The sequence below is a fragment of the Paenibacillus sp. Paensp38 genome (genome assembly GCF_059491915.1).
The window spans coordinates 5,305,622-5,321,181 of sequence record NZ_CP168516.1; the positions used below are offsets into that span (position 1 = coordinate 5,305,622).

17 protein-coding genes are annotated in these 15,560 nt (G+C 45.8%); 6 read left to right on the forward strand and 11 right to left on the reverse strand.

Going from position 1 to position 15,560, the window contains the following annotated elements; all coding sequences use genetic code 11:
• Positions 1–121: 121 nt before the first annotated feature.
• Complete coding sequence (locus ACEN8J_RS23485; RefSeq protein ID WP_239645246.1) at positions 122–1,309, reverse strand: MFS transporter; 1,188 nt, start codon at positions 1,307–1,309, stop codon at positions 122–124.
• A gap of 147 nt (positions 1,310–1,456) precedes the next feature.
• Between ACEN8J_RS23485 and ACEN8J_RS23490 the strand changes: the two genes are divergently transcribed.
• Positions 1,457–1,900, forward strand: coding sequence for an Lrp/AsnC family transcriptional regulator (locus ACEN8J_RS23490; RefSeq protein WP_029518733.1), 444 nt, complete (start codon positions 1,457–1,459; stop codon positions 1,898–1,900).
• Here ACEN8J_RS23490 and ACEN8J_RS23495 read toward each other — a convergent pair.
• The gene (locus tag ACEN8J_RS23495; RefSeq protein ID WP_318627729.1) at positions 1,886–3,067 is read right to left on the reverse strand and encodes a serine hydrolase domain-containing protein; all 1,182 of its coding nucleotides are present in this window, start codon (positions 3,065–3,067) and stop codon (positions 1,886–1,888) included. The genes ACEN8J_RS23490 and ACEN8J_RS23495 overlap by 15 nt on opposite strands.
• Before the next feature lie 311 nt (positions 3,068–3,378).
• Here ACEN8J_RS23495 and ACEN8J_RS23500 point away from each other — a divergent pair, with 311 nt between their 5' ends.
• Positions 3,379–3,573 (forward strand): hypothetical protein, encoded by a 195-nt coding sequence (locus ACEN8J_RS23500; RefSeq protein WP_238437815.1) that lies wholly within the window; start codon positions 3,379–3,381, stop codon positions 3,571–3,573.
• Between the two features lie 380 nt (positions 3,574–3,953).
• Here the strand turns inward: ACEN8J_RS23500 and ACEN8J_RS23505 are convergent, their stop codons facing one another.
• From ACEN8J_RS23505 to ACEN8J_RS23530, 6 genes are all read right to left on the reverse strand, one after another.
• Complete coding sequence (locus tag ACEN8J_RS23505) at positions 3,954–4,841, reverse strand: copper amine oxidase N-terminal domain-containing protein (RefSeq protein WP_341040278.1); 888 nt, start codon at positions 4,839–4,841, stop codon at positions 3,954–3,956.
• Between the two features lie 346 nt (positions 4,842–5,187).
• A complete protein-coding gene (locus ACEN8J_RS23510; RefSeq protein WP_029518728.1) occupies positions 5,188–6,090 on the reverse strand; it encodes an AraC family transcriptional regulator in 903 nt (300 codons plus the stop codon).
• Positions 6,091–6,179: 89 nt separating this feature from the next.
• Positions 6,180–6,476 carry a hypothetical protein gene (locus tag ACEN8J_RS23515; RefSeq protein WP_029518727.1) on the reverse strand — a complete coding sequence of 99 codons (297 nt, stop codon included), beginning with the start codon at positions 6,474–6,476 and terminating at the stop codon, positions 6,180–6,182.
• Positions 6,477–6,716: 240 nt separating this feature from the next.
• Entirely contained in the window at positions 6,717–7,064 is a 348-nt protein-coding gene (locus ACEN8J_RS23520) for a KGG domain-containing protein (RefSeq protein WP_029518726.1), read from the reverse strand.
• Positions 7,065–7,187: 123 nt separating this feature from the next.
• Positions 7,188–7,949 (reverse strand): ABC transporter permease, encoded by a 762-nt coding sequence (locus ACEN8J_RS23525; RefSeq protein ID WP_165145758.1) that lies wholly within the window; start codon positions 7,947–7,949, stop codon positions 7,188–7,190.
• A complete protein-coding gene (locus ACEN8J_RS23530; protein WP_165145761.1) occupies positions 7,946–8,686 on the reverse strand; it encodes an ABC transporter ATP-binding protein in 741 nt (246 codons plus the stop codon). The genes ACEN8J_RS23525 and ACEN8J_RS23530 overlap by 4 nt, the downstream gene beginning before the upstream one ends.
• A 242-nt stretch (positions 8,687–8,928) precedes the next feature.
• Here ACEN8J_RS23530 and ACEN8J_RS23535 point away from each other — a divergent pair, with 242 nt between their 5' ends.
• From ACEN8J_RS23535 to ACEN8J_RS23550, 4 genes are all read left to right on the forward strand, one after another.
• A complete protein-coding gene (locus ACEN8J_RS23535) occupies positions 8,929–9,528 on the forward strand; it encodes a TetR/AcrR family transcriptional regulator (RefSeq protein WP_165145764.1) in 600 nt (199 codons plus the stop codon).
• 100 nt (positions 9,529–9,628) lie between these two features.
• Positions 9,629–10,270: an SDR family oxidoreductase gene (locus tag ACEN8J_RS23540; protein WP_165145767.1), complete on the forward strand. Its 642-nt coding sequence runs from the start codon at positions 9,629–9,631 to the stop codon at positions 10,268–10,270.
• A 375-nt stretch (positions 10,271–10,645) separates the two neighbouring features.
• Positions 10,646–11,356, forward strand: coding sequence for an MBL fold metallo-hydrolase (locus tag ACEN8J_RS23545; RefSeq protein ID WP_165145770.1), 711 nt, complete (start codon positions 10,646–10,648; stop codon positions 11,354–11,356).
• 99 nt (positions 11,357–11,455) lie between these two features.
• Positions 11,456–13,261, forward strand: a complete 1,806-nt coding sequence (locus tag ACEN8J_RS23550) for a glycosyltransferase 87 family protein (RefSeq protein ID WP_495594032.1) — start codon at positions 11,456–11,458, stop codon at positions 13,259–13,261.
• 130 nt (positions 13,262–13,391) lie between these two features.
• Here ACEN8J_RS23550 and ACEN8J_RS23555 read toward each other — a convergent pair whose 3' ends face one another.
• From ACEN8J_RS23555 to ACEN8J_RS23565, 3 genes are all read right to left on the reverse strand, one after another.
• Complete coding sequence (locus ACEN8J_RS23555; RefSeq protein ID WP_029518719.1) at positions 13,392–14,096, reverse strand: Crp/Fnr family transcriptional regulator; 705 nt, start codon at positions 14,094–14,096, stop codon at positions 13,392–13,394.
• Positions 14,097–14,157: 61 nt separating this feature from the next.
• Positions 14,158–14,328 (reverse strand): rubredoxin, encoded by a 171-nt coding sequence (gene rd / locus ACEN8J_RS23560; protein ID WP_007432984.1) that lies wholly within the window; start codon positions 14,326–14,328, stop codon positions 14,158–14,160.
• A gap of 2 nt (positions 14,329–14,330) precedes the next feature.
• A complete protein-coding gene (locus tag ACEN8J_RS23565; protein ID WP_069012220.1) occupies positions 14,331–15,524 on the reverse strand; it encodes an NAD(P)/FAD-dependent oxidoreductase in 1,194 nt (397 codons plus the stop codon).
• Between the last annotated feature and the right edge of the window lie 36 nt (positions 15,525–15,560).

Here is a 15,560-nt window from a genome sequence, read left to right on the forward strand (position 1 = left end):
TGTTTCATTCTAATCCAATCCGACAGGCAGGAATAAATCATTAAACAAAAACCGGTTCAACACCATACAAAGTGTTGACCGGTTTTTTTTATGATAACAGGCTTGGCCCTCTTGCAACTCTTTAGTTTTGCACATCTAACCTTTTATATTTTCGAAAAATACGTGGATAAATTACTTTAGTCCCGATACATACCATCGCCAGCATGGCGAACAGCAAACCGCTCCACAGCGTCCCCTGGATACCGGCTCTGGCAATAAACCATCCCCCTGCCAGCGAGCCCAGCGAAACCCCTAGGTTAATAAACGAGATGTAAAGACTGTTGGCAAACGCGGGAGCTTCTTTGGCCTCATCAATCACCCAAATCTGGGCGACAATCAGTCCGCTGGTATGAACGGCCCCCCACACAATAATGATGAAGAGGGTAGGGATAAATGAAGAACTGATCCCGTACAGCAGCAAATAGGTGCCCCCCAAGACTACTGGATGAAAAAGAGCGGTGCGTACCTTATGCAAGCCCATGAGCTTGCCAGCCAATAGATTGCCGAGCATTCCGCCGATGCCGAAAATAATAAGCAGAAAACTGATAACATTGCTGCTCATCCCTGTGTTTTGTCCCAAATATTCGGCAGAATAGCTATACACCGAGAACATGGCTGCAAAAATAAAAGTAGCTGCCCCGATATTGAGCCACAGCGGTATTTTACGCAAAATGCCAAGCTGCTTCCGATAGGAGAACATTTCGGCTTGTGGTGTATCCGGCAGCATGAATAAAATACCAATCCCTGCAATCCCATTCGCTACCGCAGTAAACCAGAAGGAGGCCTCGTATGAAATTTGATTGGCGATATAGGCCGTAATTGGAATACCGAGTACCATTCCCATGCTCGTGCCGAGAAAGGCTTTGGCGGAAGCTTGCGTTGCCTTTTCCGGGGGATATAACGCAGTAGCGGCGACAAAGGCAAGCGAGAAGTACACCGGGTGAAACAGAGCCGGAATGATACGTAAAATCACTAGTAGATAAAAGTTGGATGTATAGGCTGACAGCAAGCTTGTTATGGCAAAAACAAACAACGATATTGTCATGATTCGCTTGCGGTTAAACCTGGACATCAATAGCACCATGAAGGGACCGAACAGCGCGATGATCAATGCAAATGAACTGACAAGAAACCCGGCCTGAGCTGCCGTAATATGAAAACGTTCAATGATGACCGGCAAAATGCCAACCACACCGAACTCAATCGTGTATACACCAAATAGGCCAAGTGCGATGAAAAGCAGAGGCTTACTATATTTCATTAGTTTCATTCCCTCTCCATGTCCTCCTACTTTACGTCCTTGATTTTGCATGCTAATATTTCATTAAATCATAAAATAATAAGTCAATACTCGAAATAACACACAATAATAATTGTATTTTTACAATATTGCCTTGAACTTAAGGAGATGGATTTGATGGACCAAGTGGATCATAAAATTTTGTTGTGTCTACAAAACCAGGCGCGTATCTCCATGACCGAGCTGGGTAAGGAGGTTGGACTTTCCCAGCCTGCCGTAACGGAAAGAGTACGGCGCATGGAGGATAAAGGTATTATCACCGGATATCGTGCCACAGTTTCACATGAGAAAGTTGGAAAACCGATCATGGCTCACGTGCTCGTGCACACGAATCAATGCAATTCATTTGTTGAGTTTTGCCAATCTGCACCTGAAGTCATTGAGTGCCATAGAATCAGCGGCGAGCAAAATTACTTACTGAAAGTCATGGTTGAGTCTATGCTCAAGCTGGAGCAGTTCGGGGATGAGTGTGGAAAGCATGGGCACTCTACCACGTTAATTGTCCTGTCCTCGCCTGTAGACCATAAACATGTAACCCCCACTTTATTAGACCCTATTTGAGCTACCGTAAATGGCTTGGCAAAGCTCAGTTGTAAACGGACCTGACATCCCTTCAAACGCTGTATTGGTAAAGGCGACCACACTGAGTCTTAGTGCGGGATCAACGAACCACGAATGACCATAAGCTCCTCCGAGACGCCACGTTCCGGGTGATTCTGCTGTTCCGCTTTCATCGGGATTTTGGAGTACGGTGAATCCTAATCCAAAACCCCGTCCCGGCCAGCCTGCCAAGGGAAGGTTCCCGGTCTGGATGGTGCCCATTTCGCGGACCCATTCCTCTGAAAGTAACGGATTGCCGCCGTTTCGCAGTGTTTCCAACAGTCGCATGAAATCTTTTGCGCTGCCAATCATACCAGAGCCACCAGAGTGGAAAGCCGTGGGATCAAAGGCTCGCGCGGGCTGAAAACGAAGTCCTGCCGTGCCCTCAAAAACCTGTGCAACCTCAAGCTCACGCATTCGCCGAGGTTCTGATATATCGTTGACATAAGGAGCCGCAAGCCGTCCGGCATCCGCGACCGCGAAACTGGTGTCGTGCATACCGAGAGGTTCGGTAACGAGCTTTTTAACAGCTGCATCAAGGGTTGTGCCACATACACGGCTAATGATAGCGCCGAGCACATCAGTAGCAATCGAATATCCCCATGCTTTACCCGGTGTATATAACAGAGGCACAGAAGCCAAACGTTGCAAGTTCTCCTCCAGCGTAAGATTTGAAAAATCCATGCCATCTGATACGCCTGCACGATGATAGGGACCCCCGCCTTCTTCCTCTAAAAAGCCATAGGTCAACCCGGCAGTATGTGTCAGCAATTGGCGTACTGTAATGGAGGGCTGCTCACCACTGATTAATCGGGGGCGAAAATCGGGCAACCAGCGTTCAATAGATTCATCGAGCTTAATCAATCCTTGGGCTGCCAAAACCAAAGCCGCAGTAGATACAATCGGTTTGGATACAGAAGAAAGCCGAAATAAAGCATCCTCATGCATAGGACGTTGTTCTTCTCGATCAGCCAGCCCCGCCGCTCGGACATACACGGGTGAACCATCCATATATATCATGACGACTGTGCCGATCAGACGCTTTTCGGCAAGGGTTTGATCTATAACTGCATTTACACGTCCGTCCAGACCAGCTTGTATCGCAAAAACTCTATTTTCCAAACTCATAAATATCTCATCCTCTCTATGATCCAGCGGTTACCGCTTGATGGAACTTAGTTTACAGGATGGGAAGACGACATTACATAAGGTAACAAAGGTATTCAGTGAGAATTTACGTTAAAATAAAATTATATTGAAGAGATGGCCTTAGATTTAAATGAATGGGGTTTTACAAGAAGTTATGCTGCGTTTTATAGCATCTTTTTAAGTTGAGATACGTTGAAAATAGGTGGTAAAATTTACAACAAAGAGGGTTTTGTTTATTGAGGCTTGTATCGCGTAATAAGTTGGCTTGCTTGGTTGCCCTAGGAGGGGGTTTGACCGTAATTGTTACGGCTTTTGGAGGGGATAAGGAACCTTATAAACTTCCCGATAAGCCCAAAGAGACTGCTGTATCGACATTTTCAGAATATATGAACGCTTCAATGAGTCGCGATTACGATAAGATGCTTTCACTGTCTGATTATTATCGCTTTAAAACAGAACGGTCGAGTTTGAGCCTGACAAAGTAGACGACAATTTAGAAGATAATTTCAAGTGATTTTAATTTTTTGATTTTCTAATCAAACGGTCCAAAGCGTATCCAATGAGATACCAGAAAACTAGTGTAGTGAAGTAAACAATGGTTATGGGGATGTCTGCTTCTCGCACAAATCGAAATGATTCATACATCCAAACCAACGGGCTAACGATAGCCAATAGCATATTATAGTCGTCGTTCCCCGTAATATTTACAGTAATAACTAGACACGAGATTAGGACTAGCCAAAAACGAAAGATTTCATTGCCTATACCTCCAAACCAATATTGTATCAATTTATTACCACGTACCAGCTTAGATTCTGGTCTTTATTAATGTAAGAGGAAAAGAACGCATGCAAAGTCAATTCGATCATTTTTGTTCATCAGGGATATCAAAAAAGAAATTTGTTGGATCAACTGGTTTTTGCCCTGGGTTTATCTCTTTCCCAGTATTGTCAATGAGATTGTAACTGATTTCTCCAACAGCGGCCATGAAATTAAAATGGGTTATTCGCCCTTGAATTGTAGGTTTCTGGCCGTCTTGTTCCACTAATTTATAAGGCAAAAAGGATAGACCACTGCTCTCCCTTTTGGTTGAGTCAAAACGTGCTGTCCATATTAATACACTACAATCGTTGCTGATTTTATAGTATGAAATAACATCCATCTCCTGAATAAAAAACGAATTTGATTTGCCTTCAGGAAAATAATAGTCTGTGTTCAGATTTTCATACCCTTTGGGTGTATATTCTTTTAAATTGCTAACTTTGGGAAGTTTGATTGCTGCTCCTCTGGATACATTAAGCTTATCCGAAGTATATTTGTTTTTTATTTCATTGTTTGCTTTCGCTACATAGGCCGTCTGTGATTTTGGATTCCAGGAGACATACGCATTGGATGAATCAGCAATGAATCGGAGAGGGACCATAATCCGTCCGTTTTTCAATGTAGTGACAACAGGCAAGGTTATACTTTTTGAACCAAGCGTTGCACTTTTCTGCCCAACTTTTAATAGTGTTTTTTCACCGTTACGATCTATTGTGACTGTCTTGGTGCTATTATTCCATGTGATGGATACACCAGGTAAACTTTGAACAGCGTTTAATGGGACCATGGTAATCCCATGAGATTGGTAAGTTTCATCAGAGGATACAATTGAATTATTAACGATAATATGTGTCGAAGAAGCTTGTGCTGCTCCCGCACCTAAAGTAAGACCTAAAATAGATATGCAGGCTATTTTTGAGACAGATCTCATATTCTATACCTCCACAATTGTATTTGTTGTTATAGACGAATAAAAAAGCTGAAAGCAGCTTTTATTCCAAATTTATTTAATAAAATGTATTAAAAAGAACGATATTTAAATCACTGATAGTTACTTGCAAAATAAAAATGCTGATCAAGAATAAACCGACAACTGTATGATTCAGTGAATCGGTTTATTCTGTATTTACATCGGATTGTGTCCACAATGTCAATTCGATGTGTATTGCACCTCAAAACGGAACCCGTCAGTAATAAACTGTTATTATTTTTCAACAGGCTTTAGCAAGACGATGAACAGCATCCTGATCGTAGCGGCTTCTTCGGATTCTTTTTCTCTACACTTTTTTTACTGGACGTAACACTGCGTATCCGTATCCTTCTGGGAAATGCCGCTGATAATCTTGCTTTGTTTCCTCATCCCATTCATACCCCAGGCTGCTAGGGTCAAAGTTCCAAGCTTTCTCCTCCACCATTCTCATAACGTCTCCATTGTTTTTTAAATAATTGAAGGGTGGGTGGAAAAACACCAGGTAATCTGATTCGGGGATGTCCCGGCACCTCATTCCTGCGGGAATCTCTCCGGCGTAGTCAGCGGCAACCGGTATTCCATAGAGATATCCCTTCTGACCATCCTGATAGAACCAGCCCGCAGTTTGGCCCAATTGTTCGGGAAGCTTGAGATGAGACATGCTTTCCAATGTTCCGCAAATTTCATCACAATTGTGACCGTTTCTCCAGAAATCACCGTAGTTTCGAGAAGAGGTATCCCAGATTCCAATAAATTTGTGTGCTGGTATATGCTCGATTTTGACTTCAGCTTCTTGCAAATGATCCTTAACCATCTTATCCCGCTCCTTCAAATGGTAATGATAAGGAGAGAACACCTCAACGCGAATGGCTAACGGAATAGGTCGGGGCTCCTTCTGGTATACAGCCGGAGTTACCTCGAATGCTTTTACAAATGCCCGTGTAAAAGCCTCCTGTGAAGAAAACCCATACTTTATTGCAACATCGAGGATGCGGACATTGCCATCTCGGAGTTCTAGCGCGGCACGGCTAATCCGGCGCATCCACACATAATCCCTTAACGTTATTCCTGTAAGGGAATGAAACTGTTTTGTACAGTAGTAAGGGGAGTAGCCTAACTGATTGGACATTCTCAACAACGAAGGTGCTGAAGTAAGATTATTATCAATCCAATCGATCATAAGCTGAACCATTTCGTTCCATTCATACACGAGCGTTCCCTCCTTTCGACTCCATCTTAACAGCCGGAATGCAGGAATATTTGACTTGAGTTGCATGTGTTTTTTTCTCTTGTTCTGCTTTACTCCTCTACATAGCGGATATATGGGTGTTGAAAGTACCTTTGATCAGACACGAAATAATATTGTTTGCCTATAACCAGAGGAGGGATCGCGGACTTTGAGGAAATATATAATTCTTTATATCCACCTCCGTTAAAAGTATCTCTCTGTATGACCAAGTAATCATCTGTAGTTTTAACTAGCTTAGCGATTTCTGTCGAGTGATGACCTGAATAATAATAAATCCAGCTGAAAATTAGTGAAAAAAATATAATTTTTAAAATAGTTGCAGCCGTTTTATTTTTTGTAATCAACATTCGCACCAACCTCCCATAATCCATTCTTTCATTTGTAATAAAATATGTATGATTGGTTATTTATCCTGTTTATGTATATTGTAAGGTGTATGATCCGATGTTGAAAGTAACTTTTACACAAAAAGCCTATCTGCCATTCTTCCGGCAGATAGGCTTTTATAACATAAACGTCAACTTACTTTCTGTTTATACGCAGTCTGTGCCTCTTCATAGGATTGCACCGACGGCATAGCTTTATTGTCAATTATTTTTACGTTGGCGTGCGCGAGCCTCGCCGCCTTTGCGGCCTGCTTCTTCCCTACTCATTTTCCCGTCGCTATCACTTTGGTCTGAATTGCCACGGGCTTCGCCGCCCTTGCGTCCGATTTCCTGATAGAATTCCTTGTCATGGTTTTTGGAAGTGGCTTCGCCGCCTTTTTCACCAATTTCCTGGTAGAAGTCCTTGCCATGATTTTTGGAAGTGGCCTCGCCACCTTTTTCGCCAATCTCTTGGTAAAATTCTTTGTCGTGATTTTTAGCAGTAGCTTCTCCACCTAGACGTCCTGCTTCTTCGCGACTCATTTTGCCATTTTGGTTGTTGTTAGCCATGTTCAATCACTCCTCATCGAATTTTAGTAAAGCGGGTACGTGTATCTATTAACCTTTGTGTCAGGAATTAAACATGTCCCTTTTATTTTTCCAAATAGCAGATAACTGGGGATATTCACCTGATTAGTGTTCCCATGCTTCGGTGTGCAGTTGTTGCTGGCGGTTAAATAATGCCGGATAAATGAACAGGCTGAGCAGCACGCTGGTCAAAATAGCAGAGGTCATGGTGGTAAATACGATGAGCAATTGCAAACGCACAGCGGCAATCGGATTGGCACCTGCGATGATTTGTCCGGTCATCATGCCGGGAAGCTGGACAAGCCCCAGCGTTTTCTGCCCCTCAATGGTTGGAATCATACTGGAACGTATGCAATCCTTGAGTATAGGGAAGATGGCTTGTCTAGGCGTGCCGCCTAGTGCCAGAATGAGCATGATTTCAGGCTTGCGCAGCAGGACTTCCGACTTGAGCCGGGATACCAGCAGACTGGACAAAATCATGGAGCTGCCAATGATCATACCGCTAATCGGAATCATATATCGGGCTGTCGCCGGAATAATATGCAGGCCAATGAGGAATGTCTGTGTAACGATTTCCACACACAGCAAAGTCAGGAATGACTTCCACATGAGACCGGGGATAAATCGTCCTTTGCGCGCAACATTTTGTGAGGCTACGGTAATCATGAGCAGAATGAATAATACGATAAATCCGTAGCTTTGCATCCCAAAAATCAAATGCAATACATATCCAATCGCCAGCAGTTGAACGGACGCTCTGATCGTGGCGATGATCATGTCTCGGTCCAGACCGAGTTTGAAGGATTTGGACATGACAATGGCGATAAATACAAAACCGAGAGAGAGAATCAAGGCAACAATCGTCATACCCATTCTCCTGCTACAAACTTGCGGGTCTCACTATGCTGCGGAGCATTAAAAAACGTTTCCGTATCCGCTTGTTCTATCAGTCTTCCGTCGATCATCAGCCATGTTTCGTGGCCTATCCGGCGGGCTTGTTCCATATGATGCGTAATCCAGATCATCGTTGTTCCCTCTTCTTTGTTCATTTGTAGCAGCAGTTCCTCAACCTCTTTGACCGAGGCAGGGTCCAGTGCAGAAGTAATCTCATCCAGCAGTAAAATATCCGGGCGGTTCGCAAGCGTCCGCGCCAAGGCCAAGCGTTGTCTTTGTCCGCCAGACAGTTCCTGCGCCTTCTGTTCCAACAGGTCGCGGGTGAGCCCTACGCGTTCCAACAGGCTGGCAGGATCATCCAGAACTGTACCGTGCAGCCGTTCTACGGTTTGGAGATTGTACAGGACAGTTCCCTGAAGCATGGGGGCATCCTGAAAAACCAATGCGACTTTCCGTCTCAGTTCAGGGATCTCCCACTCCGATATAGGTTTGCCGAGGACACGGATTTCCCCTTCATCCGGTGTCATTAGGAGGTTACACAGTGAAAGCAACGTGCTTTTACCAGACCCCGATGGACCGACCAACGTGGTGATTTTGCCGGGGGAAACTTTTGCGGTAATCCCGTTCAGAACCGCACGTTGTTGTCCAGACCCGGTGAAATATTTGATGATGTGGTTAAATTCAATAGCTGGAAGTGGTTTGGGTTCCATAGATATAGCTAGCTCCTTTGTAGGGGATCGAGAAAGGTATCAGATCCGTTCTATGATCTTATTTTTTATTATATCAGTAATGACTGCTATGCTCTTCTGTAAAGATTCGATGCAGGTTGGCTGCGGTAAACGGCATTTTCTTTGTATAAACTAACAGGATTAGTTAAAATAGAATCTGGATCGATTCTGTATATGTATAAGGAACCGAATTACATAGAAATTCGATGAAAGGAGGCTGGATGATGTCGCCTAGAAACGGAGTAAAGCTGCAAGATATTCTGCGGGCTGCCGAGGACATTGCCAATGAACAAGGGATGGGGGATGTCACGCTCACCACGCTGGCGCAAAAGTTGCACATTCGCCCTCCGTCCTTGTATAACCACGTGGACGGATTGAACGGACTGCGCCAAGTACTGGCATTGCACAGTCTCGAACAGTTGGAGGAAGCTTTGATGAGCGCAGCAGTTGGTAGAGCGGGCGCAGATGCGCTAACCGCTATGGGGAAGGCGTATATGCGGTATGCTCGCGAGCGACCCGGTTTGTATGAAGCGATGCAGTATGCAACTGATCGAAATGATACCGAAATGAGGCAGGCTGCGGATCGCGTGGCCGAGCTGGTCATTACCGTCCTGTCCAGTGGTTATGGCTTTAAGGAAGAAGATTGCATTCATGCAGCGAGGGGATTCCGTAGCCTGCTTCATGGATTTGCCTCGCTTGAACAAAAGGGCGGGTTTGGTTTGCCTGTGGAGGTGGACCGGAGCATAGAGGTGATGATGGCTACCTTTTTGGCAGGTCTACGTGTGCAGCAAGAACGAGATGGTGAGCTGACCAAAGAAGTCTGATTTCAACCTGATGCAGCTAACATGATTGCGTCGCAGACCCGAAGGGTAAAATACATCTGTATAATGTAGATGAGAGACTCTGAATACAGGGGGGATATGAGTGAACGTACTGGTGATTGGCGCAAATGGAAAAGTAGGCAGACATCTTGTTCGTCTACTGGGGCAAAATAAATCGCATCGTGTAAAGGCGTTGATCCGCCATTCGGATCAGGCTGAAGCGCTTGAACGTTTGGGAGCAGAAACGGTGGTAGCTGACCTCGAAGGGACGGTTGGTGAAATTGCCGAAGCTATAAAAGGTAGCGATGCTATCGTATTCACGGCAGGCTCCGGTGGAAAAACAGGAGCGGATAAAACGCTGCTCATCGACCTGGATGGAGCAGTCAAGGCGATGGAAGCCGCCGAACAAGCAGGTATCCAACGCTTCGTTATGGTCAGCGCCCTACATGCGGAGAAACGGGAGCAGTGGCCCGAATCCATTAAACCGTATTATGTGGCGAAGCATTACGCTGACCGCCTGTTAGAAGCGAGCAACCTGGACTACACGATTCTTCGTCCGGGTGGCCTGACGGATGATGTGGGCACCGGCAAAGTTGCTACCGGTGAGGATTTCACCAGCCACACCATTTCCCGTGAAGATGTGGCGGCAGTGGTCATAGCAGTGCTGGAGGAACAGCAGACGTATCATCGTTCAATTAATCTGGTGTCTGGCAGTACGCCTATTGCTGAGGCAATCCGGCTGTAATTACGGATGAAGTTGTTGGATCCATTTCTTTTGGGAATGTTTCTTCAAAGCTGTCTTTTTTCTCGTATAAGTTGTACCAAGTTTCTGCAATGATATCTGGATCTCCTGACATCTCGATATCACCATTCCCAAGACTGGGCAAAGGGAGCGTGCAGGAAGATTCGTATCTAAGACTAATTTTTGCTTTGAGAGGCATCCACGGAGGCAGAGTTCCGGGGATGCTTTTTTGCTGTTTTTCTCAGTGTGATCGTCCCCGTAGTAGTCCCAAGCTCCAACTCCGGCTGAATAGCAGCAAAAACAGTTGCTTAAAACTAATTATATTAATTATAATACTAATATGATTAGTTTGTGATGAAGACAAGGAGATGAGCTGAAATGCGTATTGTTCAGGTACAGCATCTGTATCAATTGACGTTTATGCCCCGGCTGTTCCCGGTGAACTGTTATTTGGTGGAGGAGAAAGAGGGGCTCACCTTAGTAGATGCCGGATTGCCATACAGTACCCGTGGTATAGAGCAGGCTGCGGCGCGGATCGGGCAGCCGATTATTCGAATTGTACTTACCCATGCCCATGGGGATCATGTGGGTGCGTTGGATAAGCTGAAGGCAAGGTATCCTGACGCGCAAGTATTCATTTCAAGGCGTGACGCACCGCTGCTACAGGGCGATGTATCGTTGGAGGCAGGGGAACCGGATACTCTAATTCGGGGCGATGTACCGAAGCATATCCTTACCCAGCCTGACGTTTTACTGGAGGATGGGGATCATGTAGGTTCGCTGTTGGCGATCAGCGCACCAGGACATACGCCGGGTTCGATGGCATTTTTGGATACTCGTACCCGAGCGTTAATTGCAGGCGACGCCATTCAGACCCGAGGAGGTATAGCGGTATCGGGAAGGCTTAAACCGCTGTTTCCTTTTCCGGCACTGGCTACCTGGAACAAGGAAATTTCGCTGAAAAGCGCCAAAAAGCTGGCGAGTTTCGATCCATCTTTATTAGCTGTCGGTCACGGCAACATGCTGAAGCATCCACAATCTCAGCTGGAAAGGGCGATTATGGAGATGGAACGACAATCTTCAGTGTGATGATTCCGTATTCAGCCAACATTCAGCCAGAACTCACAAAGTCCTAAGCTAAGGCAGATACAATATGGGAAAATAGAAACAGAGAGAGGTGCATCGGATTTGAACGTTTGGAAAGCGAACGGTCTGAAATATATACTTCTATTTAGTCTCATATTGTGTGCTGTCGTTAGTGTCGTTTCGTTATGGAGTTATTCAGGTAGCTCCGCGTCCCAGTCTGCGGCTGTTAGACAGGGCCCATCCGGCGGGTTTGGGGGAGGAGGCGGACCTGGCGGAGGTATGAGGGGGCTGGATTCGGTGAATAGCGCTGACAGCAAGGACCAGGGGACGACAGGCCAAACTACCGACTTCTCCACTGAGGGGACATCAACATCGGGTGACCAAGGTACAATGGCTGGAACGGATACGTCTGCATCGGACAGCAGTGGTGCCGCCAGAGACGGTCAGCACAGAGGCCCCGGAGGCATGTCTGGTAACGGATCTGGCATGGGCGGTCCTGGCGGTGGTATGAGTGGTGGAAGAAGTGGGAATTCTTCATTTGCTTATGCTACTCCGCTGGCGATTTTCGCCGCTTTGTTCTTCGGTGCGTTCGTGTTTATCGCGTACCGGTTTCGGGCTCGTGTATGGAAGCTCGGGGAACGTAATCGAGGACTGATGCTGTGGACTGTGCTGGGTGTGGGTTTCTTTTTAAGAATGGCGATCGCCCCATGGATTTCGGGTCACATGGATTTAATGCTATTCCAGAACTGGGCTACGACAGCAGCGGATAGCTTATCGGGCTTTTACACGAACGGATCAAGTGATTATCCTCCGTTCTATATTTATATTTTATATGTGATCGGTCAAATCGGCTCTACGGATGCTTTCGGTCCCTACATGTCCGTACTGCTGCGGCTTCCCAATATATTAGCCGATATCGTGACAGCGTACATGCTGTACCGGTTGGCAAGCAAACGGGTCGGCTATGGAATAAGCCTTGGATTAGCTATATTTTACGTGTTTAACCCAGCTGTATTTATCAATTCGACCTTCTGGGGGCAGGTAGATTCTTTCTTTACTATGCTGATTGTGGGCATGATTGTGCTGCTTGTGGAAAACCGAGTCGGCTGGTCAGCCGTATTGTTTACGGTAGCCGTATTGATGAAGCCGCAGGGAATTATTTATGGGCCTGTTCTGTTTTTTGAGCTGCTGAGACAACGTAAAATACAGCCTTGGCTGTTGTCCATTGGTGGTGCTGTTGTGACGACCATTCTGGTCATATTGCCATTTTCGTGGGGGCAGGAGCCGTTATGGCTACTTGACCTATACAAGGGAACGGTCGGCGAGTATCCGTATGCTTCGGTGAACGCGTATAATTTCTTTGCACTGATTGGTGGCAATTATACGCAGGACACTACAACGTTGTTCCTGTTAAGTTACCATACGTGGGGTATGATCTGCATTGTGTTGGTGACTCTATTTACGTGGTGGATGTATATCCGCAGTCGCAAACCACAATTTGCAGCGGCAGCTGCACTGGTACTCATTGCAGGTGTATTTACCTTCGCTTCCAGCATGCATGAACGGTACTTGTTCCCTGCGGCGGCGTTAGCTGTACTGGCGTATCTGTATTTGCGAGACCGCAGATTTTTATGGCTTGCAGGTGGATTCAGTCTTACGATTTTCCTGAATACCTTTGATATCTTCTATAGCTCCAATTCTCGGGATCAATACGGTATTATTTTGTGTGTGACATCATTGTTGAATGTGTTGTTGTTTGGGTATTTGGTCAAAGTAGTGTGGGATTGCTCCCAATCGACCACGATTGAGACTGCTCCTTCCACAGACAGAGTTTCGCCAGAAGTTCCTTCAGCGCGGCCTGCATGGGGAGCGTCTTCCCAAGGCGTGAACACGACAATTGATCGTTAGTGGAGTATAAAATATGGTAAAAACCGCCTTTTAACGAAATGGAAGTGGTTGATAGATCAACTGCAATCCATAAGTTAAAGAAGCGGTTTTTTGTTGTTCTCATGCCAGAGTAACCTGGTATATATATGTCTCAATCCATATATTCGTTCAGTTTTTGTACATCGCAGATGGTAATCTCTCGTGTACCCTTGCTATGAATAATCCCCAGCTGTTCAAATTTTCCAAATTTACGGCTGATGGTTTCGCGGGTGACACCCACATAATTAGCCATTTCTTCGCGTGAAAGGGGGAGATTTATTTTAATATTGGAGCCATCCGGCTTGCCGTATTTATGTCCAAGCTCAAGAATCATATAGGCGATACGGATTTCCGGGTCTTTGGTAGCTAGGCTTTGAGCCAGATTTTCGGTATGTGCCAAGCGTTTAGTAATGGTTTTGAGCAGCTTCAAAGAGATATCGGGATTGTTGCGGATCAACTGCTCCATATCATCCTTGGTGAGCATACAAATATCAGTATCTTTTAAGGCATACGCACTAAAGTTACTCAGCTCATCGCTGTTAAATATGTTCAACTCGCCAAAAAAATCGCCAGTTGTTAGAATGTGCAGGATTTGCTCCTTACCCTGAGGCGTCATCTTCAGCAGCTTGACATGCCCGCTTTTAATAATGTACAGCGTATCGGATGCTTGTTCCTCGATAATTAGGGCCTCACCCTTCTGATATTTTCGGTGTCGGATCATGGAGCTGACCTTACACAAATCTTCGCAGGACAAAGAGGAAAAGATAGGTACTTTGCGGGCACAGGGCTCCTTTTCGCACTGGCAGGGGCAGGACATCTCATTCACATTCATTCACTCCATTCATAAACCGGAAACTACAGGTTATAGTGCATGGTTGTTATTCTGTATCATCTATTGGGGCAAAATGACTTTGATCCTCACCGCAGACTGGACAAACCCAGTCTTCTGGAAGATCCTCAAACGCTGTACCGGGCATAACGTCTTCATCGGGGTCGCCGATAGCAGGATCATAAATGTATCCACAGGGCTGACATACATATTTTTTCATCTCTAGTTCTCCTTGTCATTTAAAATTTTTGTGAGCTCTGGTGCATCCGGTTTGAGTCCCTGCATGATGGCTGTTTTGTATGGTAGTGAAGCAAGGGCATCCCCAAAGCCAATCACGCCGCAGATAGAGCCGTCTTGTATGAACATACGTGTATAAGAAGCTTGACTTTTAGTAATCAGGCTGGTGTCGCAGACTCGTTCATCTACTAGACCGATGGAAAAGAGAGGGGATTCGTAGCAGTTCGACAGGGTTACAGGGAGGGGACGCTGATAGCTGACGGATGCGCCCGCCATATTGGCGCCTGCTATTTTTCCTTGCTCCATTGCGCTTTCCCATAACCCATCTACTCTACCCTGAAATTCGGCTGCATCACCTGCTGCATAGATATTGGTGGCGCTGGTCTCCATCTGCGCATTCACCAGAATGCCTTGTCCAATACCAAGGTCGATTTGGCGAGCAAGCTCCGTATTAGGTACAATTCCGATAGAGTACACGACATGCTCGCAGGGGATAACAGAGCCGTCCTGTAGTTCCACACCTTCTACGTGATCTGTGCCTTTAATACGTTGTACGCCTTGCCCAAGGTGTACCTGAGTACCCCGTTCGGTTATACGATCGGTCAAAATAGCAGAGGCTTTTTCATCTAGCTGGCGGGGCATAAGCCGATGCGAAGCTTCCAGTATGATTACAGAATACCCTGCTTGCTGGAAGGACCAGGCGGTTTCCACGCCTTGAATACCGCCGCCGATGATGCATATCCGGTCTCCCTGTCGCAATTCCGCTTTAAGGCTATCTGCATCTTGTCGAAAACGGATATTGTGAACGTTCCTTAGAGAAGCCCCCTCTAGCACAAGCTTACGGTTGTGAGCTCCTGTACACAGTAGCAGCTTGTCATAAGCAACGGTTTGTCCATTTATGGTTTGGATAGTACGATCCTCAGGCTGTATCTCGGTTATCTTGATGCCGGAATACACATGAATTCGTTGATTGGCAAACCATTTTTCCTTTTTGATCAGGATTTTGTCGCTGTGCAAATCAGTGAACAGTCCCTTGGAAAGTTTGACTCTGTTGTACGGAAAGGATGCTTCCTCTCCATAAATAGATATTTCAGCCAGCTCATCATGATCTCTAATCGCCTTTGCTGCGTTGACGGCGGCGACACTGCCTCCGATAATAACGTAATGTTGGTTACCCATTCAGTATCTCTCCTATTCGCTATATGCTACTGTGTT

What these genes read in the sequence shown, in the direction of transcription:
- ACEN8J_RS23485 (WP_239645246.1), bottom strand. Translation starts at nt 1,309, where the DNA reads ATGAAACTAATGAAATATAGTAAGCCTCTGCTTTTCATCGCACTTGGC.
- ACEN8J_RS23490 (WP_029518733.1), top strand. Translation starts at nt 1,457, where the DNA reads ATGGACCAAGTGGATCATAAAATTTTGTTGTGTCTACAAAACCAGGCG.
- ACEN8J_RS23495 (WP_318627729.1), bottom strand. Translation starts at nt 3,067, where the DNA reads ATGAGTTTGGAAAATAGAGTTTTTGCGATACAAGCTGGTCTGGACGGA.
- ACEN8J_RS23505 (WP_341040278.1), bottom strand. Translation starts at nt 4,841, where the DNA reads ATGAGATCTGTCTCAAAAATAGCCTGCATATCTATTTTAGGTCTTACT.
- ACEN8J_RS23515 (WP_029518727.1), bottom strand. Translation starts at nt 6,476, where the DNA reads ATGTTGATTACAAAAAATAAAACGGCTGCAACTATTTTAAAAATTATA.
- ACEN8J_RS23520 (WP_029518726.1), bottom strand. Translation starts at nt 7,064, where the DNA reads ATGGCTAACAACAACCAAAATGGCAAAATGAGTCGCGAAGAAGCAGGA.
- ACEN8J_RS23525 (WP_165145758.1), bottom strand. Translation starts at nt 7,949, where the DNA reads ATGACGATTGTTGCCTTGATTCTCTCTCTCGGTTTTGTATTTATCGCC.
- ACEN8J_RS23530 (WP_165145761.1), bottom strand. Translation starts at nt 8,686, where the DNA reads ATGGAACCCAAACCACTTCCAGCTATTGAATTTAACCACATCATCAAA.
- ACEN8J_RS23535 (WP_165145764.1), top strand. Translation starts at nt 8,929, where the DNA reads ATGTCGCCTAGAAACGGAGTAAAGCTGCAAGATATTCTGCGGGCTGCC.
- ACEN8J_RS23545 (WP_165145770.1), top strand. Translation starts at nt 10,646, where the DNA reads ATGCGTATTGTTCAGGTACAGCATCTGTATCAATTGACGTTTATGCCC.
- ACEN8J_RS23555 (WP_029518719.1), bottom strand. Translation starts at nt 14,096, where the DNA reads ATGTCCTGCCCCTGCCAGTGCGAAAAGGAGCCCTGTGCCCGCAAAGTA.
- rd (WP_007432984.1), bottom strand. Translation starts at nt 14,328, where the DNA reads ATGAAAAAATATGTATGTCAGCCCTGTGGATACATTTATGATCCTGCT.
- ACEN8J_RS23565 (WP_069012220.1), bottom strand. Translation starts at nt 15,524, where the DNA reads ATGGGTAACCAACATTACGTTATTATCGGAGGCAGTGTCGCCGCCGTC.